The organism is Tenebrionibacter intestinalis, from assembly GCF_016632365.1.
Classification (GTDB): domain Bacteria; phylum Pseudomonadota; class Gammaproteobacteria; order Enterobacterales; family Enterobacteriaceae; genus Tenebrionibacter; species Tenebrionibacter intestinalis.
This window is the reverse complement of the sequence record NZ_JAEPBH010000039.1, coordinates 1-24,504: the sequence shown is the minus strand read 5'-3', so window position 1 is coordinate 24,504 and position 24,504 is coordinate 1. Positions and strand designations below refer to the sequence as shown.

25 protein-coding genes, 1 pseudogene and 1 other annotated feature are annotated in these 24,504 nt (G+C 52.3%); of the genes and pseudogenes, 15 read left to right on the top strand and 11 right to left on the bottom strand.

The annotated features are described in order from the left end of the window. Positions 1–6 precede the first annotated feature (6 nt). The gene (smpB, locus tag JJB97_RS14165) at positions 7–489 is read right to left on the bottom strand and encodes an SsrA-binding protein SmpB (RefSeq protein ID WP_238714666.1); all 483 of its coding nucleotides are present in this window, start codon (positions 487–489) and stop codon (positions 7–9) included. 155 nt (positions 490–644) lie between these two features. Here smpB and JJB97_RS14160 point away from each other — a divergent pair, with 155 nt between their 5' ends. Together JJB97_RS14160 and JJB97_RS14155 are read left to right on the top strand one after the other, a co-directional pair. Continuing rightward, positions 645–1,082 carry a type II toxin-antitoxin system RatA family toxin gene (locus tag JJB97_RS14160; RefSeq protein ID WP_238714659.1) on the top strand — a complete coding sequence of 146 codons (438 nt, stop codon included), beginning with the start codon at positions 645–647 and terminating at the stop codon, positions 1,080–1,082. Further along, positions 1,072–1,362 (top strand): RnfH family protein, encoded by a 291-nt coding sequence (locus tag JJB97_RS14155; protein ID WP_238714657.1) that lies wholly within the window; start codon positions 1,072–1,074, stop codon positions 1,360–1,362. Before JJB97_RS14160 ends, JJB97_RS14155 begins: the two co-directional genes overlap by 11 nt. A 79-nt stretch (positions 1,363–1,441) precedes the next feature. Here the strand turns inward: JJB97_RS14155 and bamE are convergent, their stop codons facing one another. The 3 genes from bamE to nadK form a co-directional block, all read right to left on the bottom strand. Then, positions 1,442–1,777 carry an outer membrane protein assembly factor BamE gene (bamE, locus tag JJB97_RS14150; RefSeq protein WP_238714656.1) on the bottom strand — a complete coding sequence of 112 codons (336 nt, stop codon included), beginning with the start codon at positions 1,775–1,777 and terminating at the stop codon, positions 1,442–1,444. A 211-nt stretch (positions 1,778–1,988) separates the two neighbouring features. Then, positions 1,989–3,650, bottom strand: coding sequence for a DNA repair protein RecN (gene recN / locus JJB97_RS14145; RefSeq protein ID WP_238714655.1), 1,662 nt, complete (start codon positions 3,648–3,650; stop codon positions 1,989–1,991). 83 nt (positions 3,651–3,733) lie between these two features. Further along, a complete protein-coding gene (nadK, locus tag JJB97_RS14140; RefSeq protein WP_238714654.1) occupies positions 3,734–4,612 on the bottom strand; it encodes an NAD(+) kinase in 879 nt (292 codons plus the stop codon). A gap of 124 nt (positions 4,613–4,736) precedes the next feature. Here nadK and grpE point away from each other — a divergent pair, with 124 nt between their 5' ends. After that, entirely contained in the window at positions 4,737–5,321 is a 585-nt protein-coding gene (gene grpE, locus JJB97_RS14135; RefSeq protein ID WP_238714653.1) for a nucleotide exchange factor GrpE, read from the top strand. On the opposite strand, the gene JJB97_RS14130 is transcribed toward grpE, so the two are convergent. From JJB97_RS14130 to JJB97_RS14120, 3 genes are all read right to left on the bottom strand, one after another. Continuing rightward, positions 5,318–5,563, bottom strand: a complete 246-nt coding sequence (locus JJB97_RS14130) for a hypothetical protein (RefSeq protein ID WP_238714651.1) — start codon at positions 5,561–5,563, stop codon at positions 5,318–5,320. The two genes, grpE and JJB97_RS14130, sit on opposite strands and share 4 nt — an antisense overlap. Before the next feature lie 79 nt (positions 5,564–5,642). Then, positions 5,643–6,929, bottom strand: coding sequence for an HlyC/CorC family transporter (locus tag JJB97_RS14125; protein WP_238714649.1), 1,287 nt, complete (start codon positions 6,927–6,929; stop codon positions 5,643–5,645). A gap of 24 nt (positions 6,930–6,953) precedes the next feature. After that, complete coding sequence (locus JJB97_RS14120; RefSeq protein ID WP_238714648.1) at positions 6,954–7,733, bottom strand: cytochrome C assembly family protein; 780 nt, start codon at positions 7,731–7,733, stop codon at positions 6,954–6,956. A 169-nt stretch (positions 7,734–7,902) separates the two neighbouring features. On the opposite strand from JJB97_RS14120, the gene ffh reads away from it, so the two are divergent. The 5 genes and pseudogenes from ffh to rplS all read left to right on the top strand — a co-directional run bounded on the left by ffh (position 7,903) and on the right by rplS (position 11,660). Continuing rightward, the gene (gene ffh / locus JJB97_RS14115) at positions 7,903–9,264 is read left to right on the top strand and encodes a signal recognition particle protein (protein ID WP_238714646.1); all 1,362 of its coding nucleotides are present in this window, start codon (positions 7,903–7,905) and stop codon (positions 9,262–9,264) included. Positions 9,265–9,647: 383 nt separating this feature from the next. Continuing rightward, entirely contained in the window at positions 9,648–9,896 is a 249-nt protein-coding gene (gene rpsP, locus JJB97_RS14110) for a 30S ribosomal protein S16 (protein WP_238714645.1), read from the top strand. Between the two features lie 18 nt (positions 9,897–9,914). Beyond that, positions 9,915–10,463: a ribosome maturation factor RimM gene (rimM, locus tag JJB97_RS14105; RefSeq protein WP_238714665.1), complete on the top strand. Its 549-nt coding sequence runs from the start codon at positions 9,915–9,917 to the stop codon at positions 10,461–10,463. A gap of 31 nt (positions 10,464–10,494) precedes the next feature. Continuing rightward, a pseudogene (gene trmD / locus JJB97_RS14100) lies at positions 10,495–11,266 on the top strand (tRNA (guanosine(37)-N1)-methyltransferase TrmD). Between the two features lie 43 nt (positions 11,267–11,309). Next, entirely contained in the window at positions 11,310–11,660 is a 351-nt protein-coding gene (gene rplS, locus JJB97_RS14095) for a 50S ribosomal protein L19 (protein WP_238714643.1), read from the top strand. Positions 11,661–11,792: 132 nt separating this feature from the next. Here rplS and JJB97_RS14090 read toward each other — a convergent pair whose 3' ends face one another. Beyond that, positions 11,793–13,076 (bottom strand): DUF445 domain-containing protein, encoded by a 1,284-nt coding sequence (locus JJB97_RS14090; RefSeq protein ID WP_238714642.1) that lies wholly within the window; start codon positions 13,074–13,076, stop codon positions 11,793–11,795. Between the two features lie 373 nt (positions 13,077–13,449). Here JJB97_RS14090 and aroF point away from each other — a divergent pair, with 373 nt between their 5' ends. From aroF to JJB97_RS14075, 3 genes are all read left to right on the top strand, one after another. Next, a complete protein-coding gene (gene aroF, locus JJB97_RS14085) occupies positions 13,450–14,520 on the top strand; it encodes a 3-deoxy-7-phosphoheptulonate synthase AroF (protein ID WP_238714641.1) in 1,071 nt (356 codons plus the stop codon). A 15-nt stretch (positions 14,521–14,535) separates the two neighbouring features. Then, the gene (gene tyrA / locus JJB97_RS14080; protein ID WP_238714639.1) at positions 14,536–15,657 is read left to right on the top strand and encodes a bifunctional chorismate mutase/prephenate dehydrogenase; all 1,122 of its coding nucleotides are present in this window, start codon (positions 14,536–14,538) and stop codon (positions 15,655–15,657) included. Positions 15,658–15,726: 69 nt separating this feature from the next. Then, positions 15,727–16,605, top strand: a complete 879-nt coding sequence (locus tag JJB97_RS14075) for an SMP-30/gluconolactonase/LRE family protein (protein ID WP_238714638.1) — start codon at positions 15,727–15,729, stop codon at positions 16,603–16,605. 102 nt (positions 16,606–16,707) lie between these two features. Here JJB97_RS14075 and pheA read toward each other — a convergent pair whose 3' ends face one another. Both pheA and raiA read right to left on the bottom strand, forming a co-directional pair. Next, positions 16,708–17,865 carry a bifunctional chorismate mutase/prephenate dehydratase gene (gene pheA / locus JJB97_RS14070; protein ID WP_238714636.1) on the bottom strand — a complete coding sequence of 386 codons (1,158 nt, stop codon included), beginning with the start codon at positions 17,863–17,865 and terminating at the stop codon, positions 16,708–16,710. A gap of 21 nt (positions 17,866–17,886) precedes the next feature. Further along, positions 17,887–18,011 (bottom strand) — a sequence feature (Phe leader region). A 230-nt stretch (positions 18,012–18,241) separates the two neighbouring features. Then, a complete protein-coding gene (raiA, locus tag JJB97_RS14065; protein ID WP_238714634.1) occupies positions 18,242–18,577 on the bottom strand; it encodes a ribosome-associated translation inhibitor RaiA in 336 nt (111 codons plus the stop codon). 157 nt (positions 18,578–18,734) lie between these two features. Between raiA and JJB97_RS14060 the strand changes: the two genes are divergently transcribed. After that, complete coding sequence (locus JJB97_RS14060; protein WP_238714633.1) at positions 18,735–18,902, top strand: hypothetical protein; 168 nt, start codon at positions 18,735–18,737, stop codon at positions 18,900–18,902. 98 nt (positions 18,903–19,000) lie between these two features. Here the strand turns inward: JJB97_RS14060 and bamD are convergent, their stop codons facing one another. After that, a complete protein-coding gene (gene bamD, locus JJB97_RS14055) occupies positions 19,001–19,738 on the bottom strand; it encodes an outer membrane protein assembly factor BamD (protein ID WP_238714632.1) in 738 nt (245 codons plus the stop codon). Between the two features lie 132 nt (positions 19,739–19,870). On the opposite strand from bamD, the gene rluD reads away from it, so the two are divergent. The 3 genes from rluD to clpB all read left to right on the top strand — a co-directional run bounded on the left by rluD (position 19,871) and on the right by clpB (position 24,283). Further along, positions 19,871–20,851, top strand: a complete 981-nt coding sequence (gene rluD / locus JJB97_RS14050) for a 23S rRNA pseudouridine(1911/1915/1917) synthase RluD (protein ID WP_238714630.1) — start codon at positions 19,871–19,873, stop codon at positions 20,849–20,851. Then, positions 20,848–21,579, top strand: coding sequence for a purine nucleoside phosphorylase YfiH (gene yfiH / locus JJB97_RS14045; protein WP_238714628.1), 732 nt, complete (start codon positions 20,848–20,850; stop codon positions 21,577–21,579). Before rluD ends, yfiH begins: the two co-directional genes overlap by 4 nt. Before the next feature lie 130 nt (positions 21,580–21,709). Then, positions 21,710–24,283: an ATP-dependent chaperone ClpB gene (gene clpB / locus JJB97_RS14040; RefSeq protein ID WP_238714626.1), complete on the top strand. Its 2,574-nt coding sequence runs from the start codon at positions 21,710–21,712 to the stop codon at positions 24,281–24,283. The last annotated feature ends 221 nt before the right edge of the window (positions 24,284–24,504 follow it).

Sequence of the window (24,504 nt, the reverse complement as noted above, 5' to 3'; positions counted from 1 at the left end):
CGGATATCAACGCCCCGCGTTTTTCATAATACGCGCTTTATCCAGTTGCCATTCGCGCTCTTTGAGATCGGTGCGTTTGTCATGCTGTTTTTTACCCTTTGCGACACCAATTTTGACCTTGCACCAGGCGTTTTTCCAGTAAAGCGAAAGCGCAACGATGGTATAGCCCTCACGGTTAATACGCCCGTAAAGCGTATCCAGTTCACGCTGGTTAAGCAGAAGTTTGCGCGTGCGAGTAGGATCGCAAACCACGTGAGAAGACGCGACGCTCAGCGGCGTAAAGTTGGCGCCAAACAAAAAGGCCTCGCCGTCACGCATAATGACATAGCTGTCGCCAATATTCGCTTTACCCGCGCGCAGCGATTTTACCTCCCAGCCCTGAAGAGCGAGGCCTGCTTCATACTCATCTTCGATAAAGTATTCATGGCGTGCGCGTTTGTTGAGCGCAATAGTGGCAGAACCGGGTTTGTGTGCTTTTTTCTTTGTCATAGTGCCGCTCAGTATACGTAATCCAGTCATGAAACGCACCCCATCCTGCTGGTGTTGGGGCAGGTGAGCTATATTAGCATGTCTTGCTACGGAGTTTTTCTTTGCTGTTTGAGAAATGTTACTATTGTAAGGTTGCATGACGGACAGGAAATAGTATGCCGCAGATTAGCCGCACGGCGCTTGTGCCCTACAGCGCCGAGCAGATGTATCAGTTAGTGAATGATGTTAAATCTTATCCTGAGTTTTTGCCAGGCTGTGTGGGAAGCCGCATACTTGAATCTTCACAGCAGCAAATGACGGCTGCCGTAGATGTTGCAAAGGCCGGGATTAGCAAAACATTTACCACCCGCAATACGCTGACCCGTAACCAGAGCATTCTGATGCAACTGGTAGACGGGCCGTTTAAAAAGCTGATAGGGGGTTGGAAGTTTACTCCATTAAGTTCGGATGCCTGCCGCATTGAATTCCACCTTGATTTTGAATTCACGAATATGTTGATAGAACTGGCGTTTGGCCGTGTGTTTAAGGAACTGGCGTCAAATATGGTTCAGGCTTTTACCACCCGAGCCAAAGAGGTTTATCGTGTCGGCTGAGATTTGTGTTGAAGTTGTCTATGCGCTACCTGAAAAGCAGTACCTTCGTACAGTGAGGTTGCACGAGGGGGCTACGGTGGAAGAGGCTATTCGTGCTTCTGGTCTGCTTGAACTGCGTGAAGATATTTCGCTGGAACACAATAAAGTAGGCGTTTACAGCCGCCCGGTAAAGATGGGGGATATCGTACACAATGGCGATCGGGTAGAGATATACCGTCCGCTGGTGGCCGACCCAAAAGCGCTGCGGCGCCAGCGTGCGGAGCGTTCAGCGAATAAATAGCCAGGCTCAATGCCGGCAGAAAAGGCGCCGTTAGCGCCTTTTTTCCTTTCTATAATCGATTGTTTCTATAATCGATTTATCACTTCAGGGCAGGTTTATTATCAATATTTGTCAGCACGCCGTTACTGTCGAAGGTGAGCGTTAGCGTTTGCTGGGTGACATTCTCATGGCCGGGCTGTTGGCGAAAAACGTAAAACCAGGTATTGGTGCCAAATGGATCGGTGACCATCGGCGTGCCCAGCGCATAAGCAACCTGCTGTTGTGTCATGCCAACACGTATTTTGGAGATATCATTTGCAGCCAGGTAGTTTCCCTGGTTGATATCAGGACGATAAACCACTTTTTCCAGGGTAGAACAGCCCGCAGTGAACATCAGAAGAACCGCCGCGGCAGCAGTTAGCATTTTACAGCGCATAGTGATTTTATTCCTTTTCTGGCCCGAACGGTTCGTGGCGCTTACTTGTATCCAACGATGATAATAAACCTTTGCGGAGTTTAAAACCTTAACGCGCCAGAGTATGGTTTTTGCAGGTAAAAAAATGAGCCAAAAGGGGGATTTTGTTGCGCATAAAGCGGGGCGGGGATTATTTGTTCGATGCGCCGCCGGAAGCGGCGCACATTTTTTCTCAGGCGGCCAGTAGCTCTTTGGCATTGGCAAGCGCATGGCGCGTGATTTCGCTGCCGCCGAGCAGACGGGCCAGTTCCTGAAGCCGGGCGCGTTTATCAAGCGGCTGCATGCGCGTTTCGGTCATCTCGCCATCGGTTTCTTTACTGACAAAAAAGTGCTGATGGCCGCAGCCTGCAACCTGCGGCAGGTGCGTTACGCACATTACCTGCGTAGATTCGCCCAACTGACGCAGCAATTTTCCTACTACAGCGGCGGTAGGGCCGCTGATGCCGACGTCGACTTCATCGAAAATAAGCGCCGGGGTTTCCATTTTACGCGCCGTAATCACCTGGATTGCCAGCGCTATGCGTGACAGTTCGCCGCCGGAGGCGACTTTCGCCAGTGGCTGAAGAGGCTGCCCGGGGTTGGTGCACACAAGGAACTCCACTCGGTCGCCGCCTTCGGCAGTCAAATGTGTTTCACTGAAGCTAACTTCAATATGAAGTTGCCCGTGCGGCATGGAAAGCGTGCGCATACTCTCGGTGATAAGCTGCGTGAGTTCGCGTGCGCTGTTGGCCCGGCTTTCATGCAGCCTGTGCGCTACCTCAAGTACACGCTGATGGCGGCAGGCAACAGCCTGCATTAGCGCTTCCTGGTCGTCAGCCTGCGAGTCAATAAGACGCTGCTCCTCCAGCATCTGCTGGTGCAGGGCAGGTAACGCTTCTGGCGCGATGTGATGCTTACGCGCCAGGCTTATCTGACGAGAAATGCGTTGTTCCAGCTCATACAGGCGGTTAGGATCAAGCTCCATCCTGTCGCTGTAATGGCGTAATTCATCGCTGGCTTCGCTGATTTGTATTGTTGCTTCTTCAAGCATGTTCAGCACGCCTGACAGCCTGTCATCCAGACCCGCCAGCTCGGTAATAAGGTGGCGTACGCTGTAAAGCTGGCTCTGAATGGCGTTTTCTTCCCCATCGGCAAGAATATCCAGCGCCTGCTGGCTGGTTGTTAGCAGAAGGCCGCTGTTCGCCAGCCGCTTGTATTCTTCTTCAATTTGCTCGAATTCGCCGGCACGTGGCGCAAATTCATTAAGTTCTTTGAGCTGGTAGTGAAGTAGCTCGGCGCGAGAGGCGCGCTCCTGGCTTTGCTGCTGATGGCGGGCCAGTTCGCGGCAGCTCTGATGCCACTGCTTATAGCATGCGTCCATCTGCTCAGACAGTTCGCTGTCGCCGGCATAGCCGTCGAGCAATTTTTTCTGGTGATCGGCGCGCAGCAACTGCTGATGCGCGTGCTGGCCGTGGATCTGGATCAATAGCTGACCAAGCTCGCGTAGTTGAGAGAGAGGAACGGCGGTGCCGTTGATAAAGCCGCGTGAGCGCCCGTCTGCGTTAATGACGCGGCGAAGCAGGCACTCACTGCCGTCTTCCAGCTCGTTTTCTTCCAGCCATTGCCGCGCTGCGGGCGTATCTTTCAGGGAGAAGCGTGCGCAAAGATCGGCCCGCGCCGCGCCGGGGCGCACCATATCCGCCTCGGCGCGGCCGCCCAGGCACAGCCCTAACGCGTCAATGGCAATAGATTTACCTGCGCCAGTTTCACCGGTAATTGCGGTCATACCGCGCTGAAAGTCTATTTCCAGCTCGCGAACGATTGCGAAGTTGCTGATAGTAAGTTGTGCCAGCATGGCCGCTCTCCTGTATAAAATTCAGGTCTGTATTTTCATACAGTATATACTGGTATTTTGTACAGTAAAGAGGCGGGCGTGGTTCAGAATAATTTTTTCGACCAGCCCAGCTTTGAGCTTAGCGTGTTGAAATAGCTGTAGTCTTTAGGATGTACCAGGTTCAGATGATAGTCGCATCGTTTAATCAGCACGTCTTCGCCTTCCTGAATTGGCAGAGCTATCTGGCTGTCGCAGCTAATTTCAAGGTCGTTGCGCGTGTGCGAAAAACGCAGATGGATAGTACTGCCGCTGTCAATAACCAGCGGGCGTGCTGAGAGCGTATGGGGAAACATCGGCACCAGCGCTATCGCGTCAAGCGACGGCGTCAGGATCGGGCCGCCTGCGGAAAGCGAATAAGCAGTAGAGCCGGTTGGCGTAGAGATAATGAGGCCATCTGAGCGCTGAGAGAAGGCGAAACGTTCATCTATATACACTTCAAACTCAATCATGTGCGCCACTTTACCCGGATGCAGCACGACTTCATTAATGGCCGTACTCATACGCCTCGGGTTGTCGCGGCGGCACACCTGCGCCTCCAGTAAAAAACGCTGCTCGGTAATATAGTGCCCTTCAAGCACATCGGCAAGTTGCTGCTGGGCGTTATCCGGATCGAGATCGGTCAGGAAACCAAGGTTGCCGCGGTTAATACCGATAACTTTGATATCATAACGCGCCAGTACGCGCGCGGCGCCAAGCATGTTGCCGTCGCCGCCCACAACCACAGCCAAATCGGCCTGGTGGCCAATTTCCGCCAGTGTGCCGGTTTTTGCCTGTTTAAGCTGTAATTCCTGCGCAATTTGCCGTTCGACGATAACCTCATAACCTGCATCGCTCAGCCAGCGCCACAGCATTTCATGCGTCGTTAACGCGGTAGGATGGCGTGGATGCCCAACAATACCGATACAGTTGAAATGTTTATTCATTTTCCTGCGATCCTTATAACAGGGTATGGGTTCCACAATCTGCCAGCGTCTCTTGAATCCCACGAACTGATCCCCATAATAAGCGAATCTGAGAGATGAAAGCTAAAGAAACGCGGAGATTTTCATGAGTAGTAAAGAACAGAAGCATACGGACGAGCAAGTCTCAGAAGAGAGCGTAATGGATCAGCACGAAGAGATGGAAGTCGTTGAGCCTGCTGAAGAAGTAGACCCGCGTGATGAACGCATCGCGAATCTTGAAGTGCAGTTAGCGCAGGTCCAGGAGCGTGAGCGTGACGCACTGTTGCGCGTTAAGGCTGAGATGGACAATTTGCGCCGCCGCACCGAGCAGGATGTAGAAAAAGCGCATAAGTTTGCGCTGGAGAAGTTTGTAAACGAGCTTCTGCCAGTGCTCGATAGCCTCGATCGTGCGCTGGAAGTGGCTGATAAAGACGGTGACAGCATGGCTGCAATGATCGAAGGTATCGAACTGACCCGCAAGTCAATGCTTGATGTCGCGCATAAGTTTGGCGTTGAAGTGGTAGGCGATGTTAACGTGCCGTTTAATCCGGATGTGCATCAGGCTATCGCGATGGTGGAGACTGAAGAGGTTTCCCCCAACCATGTTCTGATGGTGATGCAAAAAGGCTATACCCTGAATGGCCGCACGATTCGCGCTGCGATGGTGTCGGTTGCTAAAGCTAAAGGCTAATTTCTGTCTCCCCTTCGCAGGGGGGGAGGATTGGCGGCAAAGAGGGAAAATGTGGCTTTTCCTTCTTTGCTCCCGGCGGCCGAAAAACCACCAATGGTTTCTGAGGCTTCAGGCGTAAAGCGTTCGGTTTGGCGCTTGCCAATGGTTTCAGGACTGCGGCTGATAACAAACTCCAGCCCATACGGGTTTTGACCGAAGCGCCTGATAGTTAAATTATGCAAAATCAAGGCGTTGATTTTCATCCGATCGCAAAAAAGCGGGCAAGATTACGTTTTTGCCCGCTTTGTCATTAATCTGGCCCCCGCCTGCGCAGGGTTTGGATTACTCGCTTACGCTTTCGTGCAGCGGCTTCACCGGCAGGATTTGCACCTGCTTAATCATATTTTCCTGTACGTCCAGGATATCAATATCATATTGCCTGATACGCACTCGGGTGCCGGCAACCGGAATTTCCTCCAGTTCTTCGAGGATCATACCGTTTACCGTGCGGGCATCTTCTTCGGGCAGCGTCCAGTTGAAGGCCTTATTAATTTCGCGCACGTTGGCGCTGCCCTCGATAATGACGGAACCGTCGTTTTGCGGCCTTACTTCTTCGGCAAGCGTCGGCGACATGGATGTAGTGAAGTCGCCGACTATCTCTTCGAGTATATCTTCAACGGTAACCAACCCCTGAATATCGCCGTATTCATCCACAACCAGCCCCACTTTCTTTTTATTGCGCTGGAAATTTACCAGTTGCACGCTTAGCGGCGTGCCCGCCGGGACGTAATAAATTTCATCGGCAGCGCGCAGCATCGTCTCTTTAGTAAACTCCTTTTTCTCTGACATAAGTCGCCAGGCTTCGCGTACGCGCAGCATACTAATGGCATCGTCCAGCGATTCACGGTAAAGCACAATGCGGCCGTGAGGCGAGCTGCTAAGCTGGCGTAAGATGGATTTCCAGTCATCGTTAATATTGATGCCGACAATATCGTTGCGTGGCACCATGATGTCGTCAACGCTGATTTTTTCCAAATCCAGTACGGATAACAGCATGTCCTGGTTGCGACGTGAAATCTGCGAGCGCGATTCGTTAACCAGTGTGCGCAGTTCGTCTTTACTGAGCGCGCCGCTTACCACTACGTTAGTTTTTATCCCCATCATGCGCATCAGAATGCGTGTAATGATATTCAGCAACCAGACCAGCGGCATCATCAGCACCTGGAGCGGCGCCAGCAGAACGCTGCTTGGGTAGGCCACTTTTTCCGGGTATAGCGCAGCAATGGTTTTTGGCAGAACTTCAGCAAACACTAATACCACAAAGGTGAGAATACCGGTTGCAATAGCGACGCCTGCATCACCGTACAGGCGCATTCCGACAATAGTGCCAAGCGCGGAGGCAAGGATGTTGACGAGGTTATTGCCGATAAGGACCAGGCTAATCAGACGGTCTGGTTTACGCAGCAGTTTCTCTACGCGGCGGGCGGCGCGGTTTCCCTGGCGCGCCAGGTGGCGCAGGCGGTAGCGGTTGAGCGTCATCATTCCGGTTTCGGAACCGGAAAAATAGGCGGAAATCATCACCATGACGATCAATATAACGATCAGCGTGGTGGTTGAGATGTGTTCCAACGATGTGTCCTTCCAGAGATAGGATTAGCGGATTAACTGCTGTAATACCCTACTGCCGAAGTAGGCCAGCGTTAGCAGCAGCGCGCCTGCGCAATTAAACCAGACGACGCGACGACCGCGCCATCCTTCATGATAGTGGCCCCACAGCAGTATGATGTAAACAAACCATGCCAGAATGGAGAGAATCGCTTTATCCAGATTTTCCAGATTAAACAGATTTTGTAGATAAAACAGCCCGGTACACAGCGTGAGCAGCACCACGCCAACCTGAGTGATATGAAACATCTTGCGCTCAATGCTCATCAGCGGCGGCATGACGCTACCGAAGGAAAGGCGCTTATTTTTAAGTTGATAATCAATCCAGGCCAGTTGTAATGCATAAAGCGCGGCGATAATGAGCGTAGCGTAGGTAAAAAGCGACAGCCCGATATGCACCATCATGCCCGGCGTTTTTTCAAGATGCGTAATGTATTCATTGGGCATAAAGGAGGCGAGCGCGAGGTTAATGAGCGCAAAGGCGTAAACCACAGGCAGCAGCACCCAGCCGCGGTTGCGCGATGCGGCAATGGTCATAACCGTACAGATTAGCAGGCTGACCAGTGAGCCGACGTTAAGTAAACTCAGGTTCTGTCCGCCGCCAGTAAAGATACGTCCCCAAAGCGCCACGCCGTGACAGATGAGCGCGACCAGCGCCGAAATCAGCGCAAAACGACGCCAGCCGCTGTTTTTTCGCAACAGGCTGGGTACGATCAGCGCCAGGCTGAAGGAGTATGCGACGAGCGCAATAAGTGCAAAAACAGGCATATGCAGGTGTCGTTTGTATGCTGAGAATTTCAGAAAAGCAGTATAACGTCACGCGCTGTCTGCTCCAACCGTTGCTTACATCACACAGCGTTAGCAACATGATATACTCGGCCCTAAATTGAATTGCGTCGCTGCGGCGGCCTTAAATCATCACCTCAGGCAAGAAACCATGTTTGATAATTTAACTGACCGACTTTCGCGCACGCTTCGTAATATCAGTGGCCGTGGGCGCCTCACCGAAGACAACATCAAAGATACGCTGCGTGAAGTACGCATGGCGTTGCTTGAAGCAGACGTTGCGCTGCCCGTTGTGCGTGAATTCATCAACCGCGTTAAAGAAAAGGCGGTTGGCCATGAAGTCAATAAAAGCCTGACGCCAGGTCAGGAGTTCGTCAAGATTGTGCGTGACGAACTGGTGCTGGCAATGGGCGAGGAGAACAACGCGCTTAATCTCGCAGCGCAGCCGCCAGCCGTTGTGTTGATGGCGGGGTTACAGGGAGCGGGTAAAACCACAAGCGTAGGTAAGCTCGGTAAGTTCCTGCTTGAAAAGCAGAAGAAAAAAGTCATGGTGGTGTCGGCGGACGTCTATCGTCCTGCGGCGATTAAGCAACTGGAAACGCTGGCGCAGCAGGTTGGGGTGGATTTTTTCCCGTCTGATGTAAGTCAGAGTCCGGTAGATATCGTCAACGCTGCGCTGAAAGAGGCAAAGCTGAAATTCTACGATGTGCTACTGGTAGATACCGCAGGCCGCCTGCACGTTGATGAAGCGATGATGGATGAAATCAAGCAGGTTCACGCCGCGATAGATCCGGTGGAAACGCTGTTTGTTGTTGATGCCATGACCGGGCAGGACGCCGCCAACACCGCAAAAGCGTTTAATGAAGCGCTGCCGCTGACGGGCGTTGTACTGACTAAAGTAGACGGCGACGCGCGCGGCGGTGCGGCGCTCTCTATTCGCCATATTACCGGCAAGCCGATTAAATTTCTCGGCGTGGGGGAGAAAACCGAAGCGCTGGAGCCGTTTCACCCTGACCGCGTCGCGTCGCGTATTCTTGGCATGGGCGATATGTTGTCGCTTATCGAAGATATCGAAAGCAAAGTTGACCGCGAGCAGGCAGAGAAGCTGGCGAAAAAGCTTAAGAAAGGCGATGGGTTTGATCTCAATGATTTCCTTGACCAGCTCAGGCAGATGAAAAACATGGGCGGTATGGCGAGCCTGATGGGTAAGCTGCCGGGCATGGGGCAGATTCCCGATAACGTAAAATCTCAGATGGACGATAAGGTGCTGGTACGCATGGAGGCGATTATCAACTCCATGACGCTTAAGGAGCGCGCCAGCCCGGACATCATCAAAGGGTCTCGTAAACGTCGTATCGCCGCCGGGTGCGGCCTGCAGGTGCAGGACGTCAACCGTCTGCTTAAGCAGTTTGATGATATGCAGCGCATGATGAAGAAAATGAAAAAAGGCGGTATGGCGAAGATGATGCGCGGGATGAAAGGGATGATGCCCCCCGGCTTTCCGGGGCGCTGATTTAAACGTTCGGTCTGTCTTGTTAGCCGCTTTGAACCGGGGCGCGCTTGTCCTCCTTACGAGCTGCGCGTACGCAGAGGGCGCGCGCCGTATCCAAACTGGCTGCGACAGCGTCGCTCTTACATAGCGCTTGTAAGAAACAGGCGTAGTAAGGCTGGCGTTTGCCGGCCTTTTTCTTTATATGCGCGGCGGGCGGACATTTAATGCCAGGCGTACCGTTCAAAACGCTGTTGTCAGACGCGCAAAGGCCGTTGGCACAAAGCGCTACAGGTAATATGAATTGCTTTCTGTGCAGAAATGAGTAAAATTTTCGGGCTTTTAATATGACGCCGGGCTCCGTTCCTCGATGGGGCCCGGTTGTTTTATTCACACAAGAGGATGTTATGGTAACTATTCGTTTAGCACGTCACGGCGCGAAAAAGCGTCCGTTCTACCAGGTTGTCGTCACCGACAGCCGTAATGCTCGCAACGGTCGCTTCATTGAGCGCGTAGGTTTCTTCAACCCCATCGCCAATGAAAAAGAAGAGGGCACCCGCCTGAATCTGGATCGTATTGAGCACTGGGTTGGCCAGGGCGCGACCATTTCCGATCGCGTTGCAGCGCTGATCAAAGCAGCAAAAAAAGCAGCTTAATCTGTCACGGTGGTCATGATGAGCAAGCAACACGCCGCGGCGGTGCCGGTTGACCAGATTGTTCTGGGTAAATTGGGTTCCCCCTACGGTATCCGTGGTTGGCTCAGAGTGTTCTCCTCCACCGAAGAGTCCGAAGGCATTTTCGACTACGAACCCTGGTTTATCCAGCGTAGCGGCCAGTGGCAACAGCTTGAGATTGAAAGCTGGCGCCATCACAATCAGGACATCATCGTTAAGCTTACGGGCGTTGACGATCGTGATGCGGCGAATCTCCTTACCAATTGTGAAATTGTGGTGGATGCGGCGCAATTGCCGGCTCTGGACGAGGGTGACTATTACTGGAAAGACCTTATCGGTTGCCAGGTAGTGACCAGTGCAGGGTACGACCTGGGAAAAGTCATTGATATGATGGAAACCGGGTCTAATGACGTTATGGTCATTAAGGCCAACCTGAAAGATGCTTTTGGAATCAAGGAGCGGCTGGTTCCGTTCCTCGATGGGCAGGTTATCAAGAAAGTCGATCTCACTACTCGTTCTATCGAAGTAGACTGGGATCCTGGTTTTTAAACCTCCGGATTAACGGTAATAAGACGGCGCTATGTGGATTGGCATCATTAGCCTGTTTCCTGAGATGTTCCGCGCGATTACCGATTACGGGGTAACTGGCCGGGCAGTGAAAAATGGCCTGCTGAGCATTGAGTGCTGGAGTCCACGTGACTTTACGCACGACCGGCACCGTACCGTGGATGAACGTCCTTACGGCGGCGGACCGGGAATGCTGATGATGGTGCAACCGTTACGGGACGCCATCAGCGCAGCCAGAACCGCGGCAGGCGAGGGCGCGAAAGTTGTGTATCTGTCGCCTCAGGGACGCAAGCTCGATCAGAGCGGCGTTTGCGAACTGGCAACCAACCAGAAGCTGATTCTGGTATGTGGCCGTTACGAGGGGATAGACGAGCGCGTAATCCAGACCGAAATTGACGAAGAGTGGTCAATCGGCGATTACGTACTCAGCGGCGGCGAGTTACCGGCAATGACGTTGATTGACTCGGTTTCCCGGTTCATTCCGGGCGTGCTGGGCCATGAAGCTTCGGCAACTGAAGATTCCTTTGCCGATGGGTTGCTAGACTGTCCGCACTATACGCGGCCGGAAGTGCTGGAAGGGATGGAAGTACCGCCGGTTTTACTGTCGGGGAACCATGCTGAAATCCGGCGCTGGCGCCTGAAGCAGTCGCTGGGCCGAACCTGGCTTAGAAGACCTGAACTTCTGGAAAACCTGGCTCTGACTGAAGAGCAAGCAAGGCTGCTGGCAGAGTTCCAACGGGAACATGCGCAAACAGCGGCAGACATATGATGGGCATGGTGCTTAGCAACCTGCCGGATATCAGTTTACCCAGGATAAGAGATTAAATTATGAGCAACATTATCAAGCAGCTTGAGCAAGAGCAGATGAAGCAGGACGTACCTTCCTTCCGTCCGGGCGATACCGTGGAAGTGAAAGTATGGGTTGTTGAAGGTTCCAAAAAACGTCTGCAGGCATTCGAGGGCGTGGTTATCGCTATCCGTAACCGCGGCCTGCATTCTGCATTCACTGTTCGCAAAATTTCCAATGGCGAAGGCGTAGAGCGTGTTTTCCAGACGCACTCTCCGGTAGTTGATTCTATCACCGTCAAGCGTCGTGGCGCTGTGCGTAAAGCTAAACTGTACTACCTGCGTGAGCGTACCGGTAAATCTGCGCGTATCAAAGAGCGTCTGTCCCGGTAATTGCTCGCGAAAGCGACATCCTGAAAAGGGCCAGCGTTTGCTGGCCCTTTTTACGTTTGGGAAAGCGGTTCTTGTTCGGGCCGCCTGTGGTCAGTTAACCATAAGGCGAAGAACCCGCGCGATCGTGCCGATTTAGTGTATATAAAAGCGAAGCAGTTCCGGCAGTTGCGACAGCGCCCAGAGCACGATGCCGATACTGCCGCCTACCAGTGTGCCGTTGATGCGGATAAATTGCAGATCTTTACCAATGTTCAGCTCTATTTGCTGCGACATATCGCGTGCGTCCCAGCTTTTTACCGTATCGCTGATGTGGCGGGTGAGAAAGGCGGAGAATTCCGGGGCGAGCCGGGTTGCGGCCTGCTCCATGTGTTTATTAAGCGAAGAGCGCAGCGCCGCGTCGGCAGACAACGTTTCGCCAAGCCACTGCCCGGCATCCGACACGCGCTGGCGTACCGTTGAATCGTTACGCAGAATGTCGCTTTTCAGCCACTGGCGTAGCTCTGTCCATATTTCACCCAGATAGCGGTTGAATGTTTCATCATTTTTCAGGTAGCGGCGTACTGCGTCTGCTCTGGCGACCATATCCGGCGAGCTTTTGAGATTATGAATAAACCGGGTTGTTATGCGATCGAAGGCTGCGCGGATCTGATGGGCGCGATCGTAGCTGATGTCATCAAGCAGCGTATTAACTGCGTCTGAAACCAGTTTTGCGCTGTGTTCACCCAGCCATTCAGTAGGTAAAATTTTTGCTTTGCGCGGATGTTCCGTTTCAAGCCAGCGCACTATTTGTTTTGCGATAAAAGCGCGTGTGCTGTCTTGCTGAATAAGCGCAATGAGCTTTGCTATCAGCGCATCAAGCAGTTGCTGATGGCGATTATTGCGGGTCATGCTTTCCAGAATAAGCGCGCTGGTTTGACTAAGATCGACTTTGTCGATGGCTTTATGGACCGCCCTTCGTACCAGCCCCTGTATGCGCGCATCGTCGGCCAGTTCAAGTAGCCCCCCCAAAACCTGTAAAAGATGCCGGCCGAGGCGATGAGCGTTTTCTGGCTGGCTGAGCCAGGCCCCGATGAGCGTCAGCGGATCGTGGCGACGAATCAAAGCAATCAGCGAGGGGGTATCAAGGAATTTTTCCTGCACGAACTGCCCAAGGTTATCGCCAATGCGATCTTTATTGCGCGGAATTATTGCCGTGTGGCGCGAGATAATGGGTACCGGAACGCGGCGAAATAATGCCACTACCGCAAACCAGTCAGCAAGCGCTCCGACCATAGCGGCTTCCGAGGCCGCTTTCAGCAACCCAACCCACCACCTGTTCGGCGGCAGGCACAGCGTGGTAATAAAAATAGCGGCGGCCAGCAGTAGCAAAGCCAGGGCCAGGCATTTGGCGCGTTTAAGTTCAGTTAATTTTTCCATAGTGTTAAGCATACCTTGTTGGGTATCCTGGCAGGAAAGAAACGTTTGTTCACAGCCGAAAGATAGAGGGATGCAATAGCGTTTTTTATTGTAGCGATCGTCTGCGCCACATTGTGTGTTTTTGATTTTTAAATCTTAATTGTTGCACGGATACGTCTGTGTAGGGGACGCGCTATGGGGGATTTTGGTCGCGTCTGAAATGCTGGCTGGAAATTAATCTTTACGATTTGTGATTTATATAGCCTTATATGCGATATAAATGGGTAGTGTAAATAATTATGTACAAAATATGGATTGATAAGTTTACCGTTGGCGGGTAAGGTAACCTCCTGTGAAAAACTATCGCAAACGAGTTAATCAAAGGATCGCCATCATGCAAAAAGACGCGCTGAATAATGTTCATATTGTAGAAGAACAGGTCATGCTGACTCCGGCCCAGCTGAAGTCGGCATTTCCGCTGACTGCGATGCAGGAAGCGCAGATAGCAGAGTCTCGCCAGACAATTGCTAATATCATCGCCGGGCGCGATCCGCGTTTGCTGATTGTCTGCGGCCCCTGCTCTGTTCACGACCCCGAAGCCGCTGTGGATTACGCGCGTCGTTTTAAAGCACTGGCGGAGGAGGTCAGCGATAGCCTCTATCTGGTCATGCGCGTCTATTTTGAAAAACCGCGCACGACAGTAGGCTGGAAAGGATTGATTAACGATCCGCATATGGATGGCTCGTTTGATATCGAAAACGGCCTTAAAACGGCGCGCCAATTGTTGGTGAAACTGGTGGGTATGGGGCTGCCGCTGGCGACTGAAGCGCTCGATCCTAACAGCCCTCAGTATCTGGGCGATCTTTTTAGCTGGTCGGCTATTGGCGCGCGTACTACGGAATCGCAGACGCATCGTGAAATGGCCTCCGGCCTCTCTATGCCGGTAGGCTTTAAAAACGGTACCGACGGCAGTCTGTCGACGGCCATTAACGCTATGCGCGCAGCGGCAATGCCGCATCGCTTTGTTGGTATTAACCAGGCAGGCCAGGTTTGCCTGCTTAAGACAAAAGGCAACCCAGACGGACACGTTATTCTGCGCGGCGGTAAAGCGCCAAACTACGGCCCGGAAGATGTGGCAAAGTGTGAAAAAGAAATGAAACAGGCAGGACTGCGCCCATCGCTGATGATAGATTGCAGTCATGCCAATTCCAGCAAAGATTATCGTCGCCAGCCGGGCGTGGCGGAATCGGCTATTGCGCAAATTAAAGATGGGAATAAATCCATTACCGGCTTGATGATTGAGAGCAATATTTATGAAGGCAATCAGTCGTCCGAACAGCCGCGCTGTGATATGAAGTACGGCGTGTCGGTTACCGATGCTTGTATCAGTTGGGAGACCACCGAAGCGCTGCTGCGCGAGATCCATAACGATTTAACTGGGCACCTGGCGGCGCGTCTCGATTAAGAGGTTTTTTATTTTATGGTTGCAGAATTGACCGCGCTTCGCGATCAAATTGACGTCGTTGACAGAGCGCTGCTGGATTTACTGGCGCGTCGTTTGACGCTGGTGGCTGAAGTAGGTGAAGTTAAAAGCCGTTATGGCCTGCCAATTTATGTGCCTGAACGTGAAGCCAGCATGCTGGCTTCACGCCGTAAAGAAGCTCAGGCGCTGGGCGTACCGCCTGACTTAATTGAAGATGTGCTGCGCCGGGTGATGCGTGAATCCTATTCCAGTGAAAACGACAAGGGATTTAAAACGCTGCATCCAACGCTGCGTCCGGTAACTATCGTTGGCGGCGGTGGGCAGATGGGGCAGTTGTTTGCAAAAATGCTTACGCTGTCTGGCTATGAGGTACGTATTCTGGAAAAAGACGACTGGCCGCGCGCGCATGAGCTACTTGATGACGCGGGGATGGTTATCGTTAGTGTACCCATTCATCTGACTGAACAAATTATCGCTCGTCTGCCAACGCTGCCGGCTGACTGTATTTTAGTCGATCTCGCATCAGTAAAAAACGCGCCGCTACAGGCGATGATGGCGGCCCATAAAGGGCCCGTGCTTGGCCTGCATCCTATGTTTGGCCCCGATAGCGGTAGCCTCGCTAAGCAGGTTGTCGTGTGGTGTGACGGGCGCCAACCGGAAGCCTATCAGTGGTTTCTTGAGCAAATCCAGGTCTGGGGCGCGCGTTTGCACCGTATCAGCGCGGTAGAGCACGATCAAAATATGGCGTTCATTCAGGCGTTGCGCCATTTTGCAACATTTGCCTACGGCCTGCATCTGGCTGAAGAAAATGTACAACTTGAGCAGTTGCTGGCGCTTTCGTCACCTATTTACCGGCTTGAACTGGTGATGGTTGGGCGGCTATTTGCGCAGGATCCGCAGTTGTATGCGGATATTATTATGGCCTCGCAAGATAATCTGGCGCTAATAAAGCGCTACTACCGCCGTTTCGGTGAAGCCATAACTCTGCTGGAGCAGGGTGATAAGCAGGCGTTTATCGAGAGTTTTCGGCGGGTGGAGCACTGGTTTGGCGATTATGCGCAGCGTTTCCAGAGCGAAAGCCGCACGCTGCTGCGCCAGGCTAACGATAACCGGCAGTGAGCCAAACTCGACTTATACTGAAAGCCGGTGTCCGTATCACCGGCTTTTTTACGGCTTAAGGAGAGTCGCATGACAACAGAAATACAGCCGCTGTTCAGCTATACCGGCCATCTTCCGGAGTGTCCGACCTGGAGCGCGCATGAGCAGGCGCTCTGGTGGGCTGATATTCTGAAATGCCAGATTCATCGTTATACCATTGCGAACGGCGATCATCAGGTGCTGCATTTTCCTGAAGAAGTGGGGTGTTTCGCCCTGTGTAAGCAGGGTGGGTTGATTGTCGCAATGCGTCACGCGATTTGGCTTGCGGATAAGGATGGCAGGCTGGTACAGAAAATCTGTGATAATCCCAATAATCCAGCGTGGGCGCGTTTTAATGATGGCGGAACGGATGCGCACGGGCGTTTTTACGCAGGTACCTTTTGGGGGCCGGGCGATTATAATGGCGCGCTGTTGATGCGTATCGATAACGATCTTTCACCGCGCGTTATTCAGTGTGATATTCAGGGGCATAATGGTCTGGCTTTTAGCCCGGATGGCCGTTGGATGTATACCTCTGATACGCCAAACGCTGTTATCTGGCGTGCGCCGCTGGATAAAAATGGCGAACCGGGGCCGCGTGAGGTATTTCGACGCTTTGGCAAGGGTGAAGGCGTTCCTGATGGTGCGGCGATGGATGTTGAAGGCTGTTACTGGAGCGCGCTGTATGACGGTTTCCGTATTGCCCGGTTTTCACCTGACGGAGAACAACTGCTGGAGTACCGTTTGCCGGTGCGCTGTCCGACCATGCTCTGCTTTGGCGGACCGAACATGAAAACGGTGTTTATTACCACTACCCGGGAAAATATGCAGCAGGATGAGCTAACAGCCCGGCCGCTGTCCGGAGCGATATTTATGCTGGAAGCGCCGGTTGCGGGGATGCCGAAACCTGAGTTTTATCACACAAAGTGAACAGGTGGACGGAAATACCCCGCGCCAGGAAATGCGTGCGAGCAAGCCTGCTATTGAAGCAAAGGTTAAATCGGCGCCTGCGCAGAGCAGGCGCGCAGGTCTTCAGGCCGGTTCGACCGGGACTACTGTTTCACTTGGATAACAACCCAAAACTTTCATTGAACGAGTGATTTCACCCAATTCGCGTAGCGCCTGGCGCATGTCTGCTGACTCAAGATTGGCCTGAATATCAAGATAAAACATCTCTTCCCAGGGGTTGCCGTGGATAGGGCGTGATTCCAGCTTGGTCATGATGAGATTGTGGTTGCGCATAACCAACAATGCTTCGACCAGTGCGCCAGACTGTTGGCCGGTGGCGAACAGCAGTGTAGTTTTTGCCGGTACCTGGCCGGATACACTAACGGGTTTACGCGCCAGTACCAGAAAGCGGGTGATATTTTGCGTCTGGTTTGCCAGATTGCGCTCCAGCACCTGCAGGCCATACAGCGCGCCGCCGGCTTCGCTGCCCAATGCCGCCGCGTCGGACGAGCCAGATTGCGCTACTTTTTCCATTGCAGCGGAAGTGCTTTCGCAATATTCGATTTTCCACTGCGGCCAGCGGTTAACGAACTGACTGCACTGCTGAAACGGTTGTGGATGGCTGTATACGGTTTTAATCTTTTCCAGCGTTGTTGTCGTGGCGACCATTACGCAATGATCTATCGGCAGCGTGAGTTCACTTACGATGGATAAGCTGGTGTGTTGTAGCAGGTCGTAAACATCGTTAATCGAGCCTGAACTGGTATTCTCGGCGGGAACGATGGCATAGTCTGCCTGGCCCGTTTCTACCTGGCGAAAGATCTCTTCAAATCTGGCGCAGCCACTCTCAATAAAATGTTCAAAATGGCGCGCGGCGTAACGGCGCGCGGCCAGATGCGAATAGGAGCCTTTAGGGCCAAGGAATGCGATACGCGCTGAATCCGCGCTGGTTTTATTGAGATGTTTTTGCAGGAGAGCCTGCTGAGTCAGTACGGAGTCTTCAATAATAAGCTGAAACAGGCGTGTAATGTAATGGCCGTCGAGATGGTGTTTTTGACCGATACGGACAAGGTGTTCAAGAAGATCTCGCTCACGATCGATATCGCGAACCGGGCGGTGGGTAGCCAGTTTGGCTGTACCAACGTCAACCGCTAGCTGGCGGCGCTCAGCCAGTAACGCGAGCAGTTTTTCATCCAGCGCGCTAATCTTATCGCGCAGGGCCAGTAGGGGATTATCGCTCATAGTGCAACCTTTGTCGTTATTATAAAAAAGGCCTCCCGGTTGGGAGGCCTGTCTGTTCGTCTTCGCATTTATTCTTACATGACGACACGCCTCCCATTCAGGGGAAGGTAAAAAGAAATGCGAAGAAAAACGCTGGTTGGGTCATGGCGATATCCGAATAAATTGTGCCAGTTAAAGTAACTGCACTCTTTTCTCTGTGTCAATAAAAAAACGCGTCATGAGGGCGCGCAAGGCGGGAGACCAACGCCGCCAGATACGCCGTTGGCCTGATAGGTGTGAAAAATAAAACAGTAAAATCAATGGGTTGATTCTAGATTATTTTCCAGACAACAATCTGACGCGCCGCGAGGGCGCGCTCTTTATTTGATGTCCGGGATCACAGTTGCGGATCGGCCTGGAGGATTTCTTTTACGGAAACTTCGGCGCGACGCGCCTCTCCTTTGTGCTGAACTTTATTAAGCTGGCGCTTAAGTTTATTAATCAGCTCATTAATAGCCGCGTACATATCCTCATGCCTGGCGCTGGCTACCAGATGGCCATTCGGCGTATTGATGGTTGCATCGGCCATAAAGCCTTTTGGCTCTTTGGATAAAATAATATGCGGGTTAATCAGGTGAGTTTGCCATTTTTTTAGCCTGGCGAGACGGTCTGCGACGTGCTGGCGGATTGCCGGGGTGATTTCCATTTGTTTGCTGGTAATGTTCATTGTCATAAAGTTACCTCTTGTCTTTGCCCGTCCTGATAACTTCAGCATACCCCGTCGAATGTCAAAATGTGTGATTCAGATCGTTTATTCTGTCACTTTTTGTCAATAAACGGAGTTTTGTGAGATACGACTGGAAGCGTTGATTTTATTCTTGAAGGGGGAGATGACAATTGTCATAGTAGAACAGATAATCAGGATGCGTAGGCTTGCGCACTGCGCATATAAAAACGACAGCCTCTGGCTGTCGTTTCAGATTGTCGGCAAAGCGACAAAAGCACGGCTTTGCACGCTTTATCACTATCAGACGAAAAGTAATACGCTGTTTGCCTGAACTGCTTTTCTGCCCTTTCGGACGGATTGCGTGCGTATCGGCGTTTTTCTACCGTTACAAACGGCAGCTTTCGGCTGCCGTTTTGTTGTATTTACTAATCAGGTTTTGCTGCTGCTCGCGGCAATAATTTTTGCGACCTTCTCCGCCTGCGCGTCAAGCTGCAGCTTGCGATAGGCATTTTCCATCAGCTTCAGGCCGTCGCGCGTGGCCTGAGTGTCCGGAAAATCGCGCAGCATTCCCTCAACGCGATTAACCACGGCGACCCAGGCACTGCGGTGGGTATAATATTGCGCAACGGAGTATTCATACTTAGCCAGGCGATTTTTGAGGTACACGAGGCGTTTGGTCGCATCTGTCGTGTACTGGCTGCGCGGGTAGCCGCGAACCAGTCTGGAGAAGTCGTTGAACGCATCGCGGGCGTGCTGCGGATCGCGATCGGAACGATCTACGCCGAAGAAGCCCTGTAGCGCGCTGTCGTCCATTGCCATGTTGGTAAGCCCGCGCATGTAGAGCACATAATCGATGTTGGGATGCGTGGGGTTCAGGCGCATGAAGCGATCGATAGTCGCCTGAGCCAGCGGCAGATCCGCATTTTTGTAGTAGGCATAAATCAGATCCAACTGTACTTGTTGTGAGTACGGTCCGAACGGATAGCGGTTATCCAGCGCTTCCAGTTGCGTTATTGCCGCTTTCCAGTTACCGTCCTGGAGCTTCTGCTGGGCGGTAGCGTAGATTTCAGACGGCGGACTGTCCGGAACTTGGTCTTTTGAGCCGGAACAACCGGTCAGGGCCAGGCTCAGCGTGGCGGCTGCCACCAGGTATTTCATGCGCGTCATGACGTTTTGACTTTCCTCAGAATGTAAATCAGGGAGAACTCTCCGTTAAGCTCCCGATTAAGGCCAGCTACAATAGCACACTATATTAAACGGCAAAGCCGTAAAAACCCAACGTTAACGAAGAAGCACTGTATGGCACAACCAGTAAAACTCACCACAACGGTGTCCGAAACTCAACTCGGTCAACGGTTAGATCAGGCTTTAGCCGAATTATTCCCGGATTATTCTCGTTCGCGCATTAAAGAATGGATCCTTGATCAGCGCGTATTGCTTAACGGCAAACTTTGCGACAAACCAAAAGAGAAAGTGTTGGGGGGGGAAACTGTCGTCATCGATGCTGAAATAGAGGAGGAGTCTCGCTTCGAGCCTCAGGACATTGCGTTAAATATTGTTTATGAAGACGATGATATTCTCGTTATTAATAAGCCGCGCGATTTTGTGGTGCACCCCGGCGCCGGCAATCCGGACGGTACAGTGCTTAATGCGTTATTGCATTATTATCCGCCTATTGCTGATGTGCCGCGTGCGGGGATTGTTCATCGCCTGGATAAAGATACGACCGGGTTGATGGTAGTCGCCAAAACAGTGCCTGCACAGACGCGGCTGGTAGAGTCGCTGCAACGGCGTGAAATTACACGTGAATATGAAGCGGTTGCCATTGGCCATATGACAGCGGGCGGAACGGTGGAAGAACCTATCAGCCGCCATCCTACCCGGCGAACCCATATGTCAGTGCATCCTATGGGGAAGCCGGCGGTAACGCACTATCGTATTATGGAACATTTTCGTGCGCATACCCGCCTGCGTCTGCGCCTGGAAACCGGGCGTACGCATCAGATTCGCGTTCATATGGCGCACATTACCCATCCGCTGGTGGGCGATCAACTGTATGGCGGCCGCCCGCGTCCGCCTAAGGGCGCGTCGGAAAATTTTATTCAGGCACTACGCAAGTTTGATCGACAGGCGCTGCATGCCACCATGCTTCGACTGTACCATCCCATAAGCGGCATTGAGATGGAGTGGCATGCGCCAATTCCTCAGGATATGCTCGACCTGATTGCCGCGCTGCGCGCCGATTATGAAGAACATAAGGAACAGATTGACTGGCTATGATAAATCTTATTGTACCTCAGTGGCCGTTACCCGCAGGCGTTGGAGCTTGTAGCTCCACCCGCTCCGGCGGCGTTAGCGTCGCGCCCTGGGATTCCATGAACCTGGGAGCGCACTGTGGCGACAATACTACACATGTTGAAGAAAACCGACGGCGGTTTTATGAGGCGGCAGGGTTGCCGTCGCAACCCGTCTGGCTGGAACAGGTGCACGGCACAACGGTGTTGAGCCTGAACGATAAGCCGCCGTTATCAAAGCGTGCGGATGCATCCTATACCAATAAGCGTGGCGTTGTTAGCGCGGTTATGACCGCTGATTGTCTGCCGGTGCTGTTCTGTAATATCGCAGGTACAGAAGTCGCAGCGGCGCACGCAGGGTGGCGCGGTCTGTGCGGCGGCGTGCTGGAGAATACGATAGCCTGTTTTCGCGACAGCCCGGAAAACATCATGGCCTGGCTTGGCCCGGCAATTGGCCCGGGGGCGTTCGAGGTTGGTTCGGAGGTTCGTGAGGCGTTTATCGAAAAAGAGGCGAAATCCAGCGCGGCTTTTTGCCCTGCGGGTAAAAAATACTATGCTGATATTTATCTGCTTGCGCGTCAGCGTTTGTCGAACCTCGGCGTCTGCCAAATTTATGGTGGAGAACGCTGCACTTTCAGCGAAAAAGAAGAATTTTTCTCTTATCGGCGCGACAGAATAACGGGCCGTATGGCAAGTTTCATTTGGCTGATATAACCTATTAAATCAGGACGATCCAGTATGGGTAGCTATGCACTCACATAATTATGGTCATTCACCTTGAATAATTGAGGGATGACCTCACTTAATCTCCAGTAGCAAATTTGACCATTCTGTGGGAGGAGTTATGCGTCTGGATCGTCTTACTAACAAATTTCAGCTTGCGCTTGCCGACGCCCAGTCGCAGGCGCTTGGGCATGATAACCAGTTTATCGAACCTCTTCATTTAATGAGTGCTCTGCTAAAGCAAGAGAGCGGTTCCGTTGCGCCATTATTGACTTCAGCGGGAGTTAACGTTGACCAACTGCGCGCCTCGATTGAACAGGCAATAAGCCGCCTGCCGCAGGTTGAAGGCACGGGGGGAGACGTTCAGCCCTCTCAGGATCTGGTGCGTACCCTGAATTTATGCGACAAGCTGGCGCAAAAGCGCAATGACAATTTTATTTCTTCGGAGCTTTTTATCCTGGCGGCGCTGGAATCGCGTGGTTCACTGGCCGATCTGCTAAAAGCGGCAGGCGCCAGTACGGCAAACGTTACGCAGGCTATTGAAAAAATGCGCGGGGGGGAGAGCGTGAACGATCAGGGGGCTGAAGATCAGCGCCAGGCGTTGAAGAAATTTACTATCGATCTGACGGAGCGTGCTGAACAAGGCAAGCTCGATCCGGTTATTGGGCGTGATGAGGAAATCCGTCGCACCATCCAGGTGCTGCAACGGCGTACTAAAAATAATCCGGTGTTGATTGGTGAACCTGGCGTTGGTAAAACCGCTATCGTAGAAGGGCTGGCGCAACGTATTGTCAATGGCGAAGTACCGGAAGGGTTGAAAGGCCGCCGTGTGCTGGCGTTGGATATGGGCGCGCTGGTTGCCGGGGCGAAATACCGCGGCGAATTTGAAGAGCGTCTGAAAGGCGTGCTTAACGATCTTTCTAAACAGGAAGGCAATGTCATCCTGTTTATCGATGAACTGCACACAATGGTCGGCGCGGGCAAGGCCGATGGCGCAATGGATGCAGGCAATATGCTTAAACCTGCGCTGGCGCGTGGCGAACTGCACTGTGTAGGCGCGACAACGCTTGATGAGTATCGTCAGTACATTGAGAAAGATGCGGCTTTAGAGCGTCGATTCCAGAAAGTGTTTGTTGCAGAGCCGACGGTTGAAGACACCATTGCTATTCTGCGCGGACTGAAAGAACGTTACGAGCTGCATCACCATGTGCAAATTACCGATCCGGCTATTGTTGCTGCGGCGACGCTGTCACACCGCTATATCGCTGACCGTCAGTTACCGGATAAAGCAATTGACCTGATTGATGAAGCGGCATCCAGCATCCGTATGCAGATTGACTCCAAACCTGAAGAGCTTGACCGCCTGGATCGCCGTATTATTCAGCTTAAGCTGGAGCAGCAGGCGCTGATGAAAGAATCAGACGAAGCCAGCAAGAAACGTCTTGATATGCTCAATGACGAGCTTGCTGACAAAGAGCGCGAATACTCGGTGCTTGAGGAAGAATGGAAGGCGGAGAAGGCGTCGTTATCTGGCACGCAAACAATTAAGGCTGATCTGGAGCAGGCAAAAATTGCAATGGAGCAGGCGCGTCGCGTGGGAGATTTGGGGCGCATGTCTGAACTGCAGTACGGTAAAATACCGGAACTGGAAAAACAGCTTGAAGCCGCCACGCAGTCGGAAGGGAAAACGATGCGACTGCTGCGTAACAAAGTTACTGACGTAGAAATTGCTGACGTGTTGGCGCGCTGGACCGGTATACCCGTGTCCAGAATGATGGAAAGCGAGCGTGAAAAACTGCTGCGCATGGAGCAGGAATTACATCAGCGCGTCATAGGCCAGGATGAAGCTGTAGAAGCCGTATCAAACGCTATTCGCCGCAGTCGCGCCGGGTTGTCCGATCCAAACCGCCCTATTGGTTCGTTCTTATTTCTTGGGCCTACCGGCGTCGGTAAAACCGAATTGTGCAAAGCGTTGGCGAATTTCATGTTCGACAGCGATGACGCTATGGTGCGTATCGACATGTCGGAATTTATGGAAAAACACGCTGTGTCTCGTCTGGTTGGCGCGCCTCCGGGATATGTCGGTTACGAAGAGGGCGGCTATCTGACTGAAGCGGTGCGTCGTCGTCCCTATTCCGTCATCCTGCTTGATGAAGTGGAAAAAGCGCATCCGGATGTGTTCAATATTCTGCTGCAGGTGCTGGATGACGGACGTCTGACAGACGGACAGGGCAGGACAGTAGACTTCCGTAATACGGTAGTTATCATGACTTCTAACCTTGGTTCCGATCTGATTCAGGAACGGTTTGGCGATCTGGATTATGGGCATATGAAAGATCTGGTGTTGGGTGTGGTTAGCCAGCGTTTCCGGCCAGAGTTCATTAACCGTATTGATGAAGTTGTGGTATTCCATCCGCTGGGCGAACGCCACATAGCTTCTATTGCCCGGATTCAATTGCAGCGTTTGTACCAACGCCTGGAAGAACGCGGTTATGCGGTCCATATTTCCGATGAGGCGCTCAAACTGCTGAGCGAAAATGGTTATGACCCGGTTTACGGGGCGCGTCCGCTTAAACGTGCAATCCAGCAACAGATTGAAAACCCGCTGGCGCAGCAGATCCTTTCCGGAGAGTTACTTCCCGGTAAAGAGATAGAGTTGCTGGTAAAAGACGGGCATATTGCCGCTGTACAATAAAACGCACAACGAAACGGGCCTTCAGGGCCCGTTTTTTTATCCGTTAATTTGCAAAAATATTAGCTTTTTGTTAGTTAGCCTAAAATGTGAGCATTTACTTCGTTTTTTTTAAATATTCCTTGCCAGCGTTTCAATTCCCCCTATAATGCGCCTCCATCGACACGGCGGCAGGCAAAATCAGTCGCCGGGTTGGCAGAGAAAATCCTGAAAAAACGGGTTGA

Bases quoted from the DNA above. Each gene is read 5' to 3' on its own strand.
- JJB97_RS14160 (WP_238714659.1), top strand. From the start codon at position 645: ATGCCGCAGATTAGCCGCACGGCGCTTGTGCCCTACAGCGCCGAGCAG.
- ffh (WP_238714646.1), top strand. From the start codon at position 7,903: ATGTTTGATAATTTAACTGACCGACTTTCGCGCACGCTTCGTAATATC.
- rimM (WP_238714665.1), top strand. From the start codon at position 9,915: ATGAGCAAGCAACACGCCGCGGCGGTGCCGGTTGACCAGATTGTTCTG.
- tyrA (WP_238714639.1), top strand. From the start codon at position 14,536: ATGGTTGCAGAATTGACCGCGCTTCGCGATCAAATTGACGTCGTTGAC.
- rpsP (WP_238714645.1), top strand. From the start codon at position 9,648: ATGGTAACTATTCGTTTAGCACGTCACGGCGCGAAAAAGCGTCCGTTC.
- nadK (WP_238714654.1), bottom strand. From the start codon at position 4,612: ATGAATAAACATTTCAACTGTATCGGTATTGTTGGGCATCCACGCCAT.
- bamE (WP_238714656.1), bottom strand. From the start codon at position 1,777: ATGCGCTGTAAAATGCTAACTGCTGCCGCGGCGGTTCTTCTGATGTTC.
- JJB97_RS14120 (WP_238714648.1), bottom strand. From the start codon at position 7,733: ATGCCTGTTTTTGCACTTATTGCGCTCGTCGCATACTCCTTCAGCCTG.
- yfiH (WP_238714628.1), top strand. From the start codon at position 20,848: ATGATAAATCTTATTGTACCTCAGTGGCCGTTACCCGCAGGCGTTGGA.
- JJB97_RS14075 (WP_238714638.1), top strand. From the start codon at position 15,727: ATGACAACAGAAATACAGCCGCTGTTCAGCTATACCGGCCATCTTCCG.
- pheA (WP_238714636.1), bottom strand. From the start codon at position 17,865: ATGAGCGATAATCCCCTACTGGCCCTGCGCGATAAGATTAGCGCGCTG.
- grpE (WP_238714653.1), top strand. From the start codon at position 4,737: ATGAGTAGTAAAGAACAGAAGCATACGGACGAGCAAGTCTCAGAAGAG.
- bamD (WP_238714632.1), bottom strand. From the start codon at position 19,738: ATGACGCGCATGAAATACCTGGTGGCAGCCGCCACGCTGAGCCTGGCC.
- recN (WP_238714655.1), bottom strand. From the start codon at position 3,650: ATGCTGGCACAACTTACTATCAGCAACTTCGCAATCGTTCGCGAGCTG.
- rluD (WP_238714630.1), top strand. From the start codon at position 19,871: ATGGCACAACCAGTAAAACTCACCACAACGGTGTCCGAAACTCAACTC.
- rplS (WP_238714643.1), top strand. From the start codon at position 11,310: ATGAGCAACATTATCAAGCAGCTTGAGCAAGAGCAGATGAAGCAGGAC.
- JJB97_RS14090 (WP_238714642.1), bottom strand. From the start codon at position 13,076: ATGGAAAAATTAACTGAACTTAAACGCGCCAAATGCCTGGCCCTGGCT.
- JJB97_RS14130 (WP_238714651.1), bottom strand. From the start codon at position 5,563: ATGAAAATCAACGCCTTGATTTTGCATAATTTAACTATCAGGCGCTTC.
- aroF (WP_238714641.1), top strand. From the start codon at position 13,450: ATGCAAAAAGACGCGCTGAATAATGTTCATATTGTAGAAGAACAGGTC.
- raiA (WP_238714634.1), bottom strand. From the start codon at position 18,577: ATGACAATGAACATTACCAGCAAACAAATGGAAATCACCCCGGCAATC.
- smpB (WP_238714666.1), bottom strand. From the start codon at position 489: ATGACAAAGAAAAAAGCACACAAACCCGGTTCTGCCACTATTGCGCTC.
- clpB (WP_238714626.1), top strand. From the start codon at position 21,710: ATGCGTCTGGATCGTCTTACTAACAAATTTCAGCTTGCGCTTGCCGAC.
- JJB97_RS14060 (WP_238714633.1), top strand. From the start codon at position 18,735: ATGACAATTGTCATAGTAGAACAGATAATCAGGATGCGTAGGCTTGCG.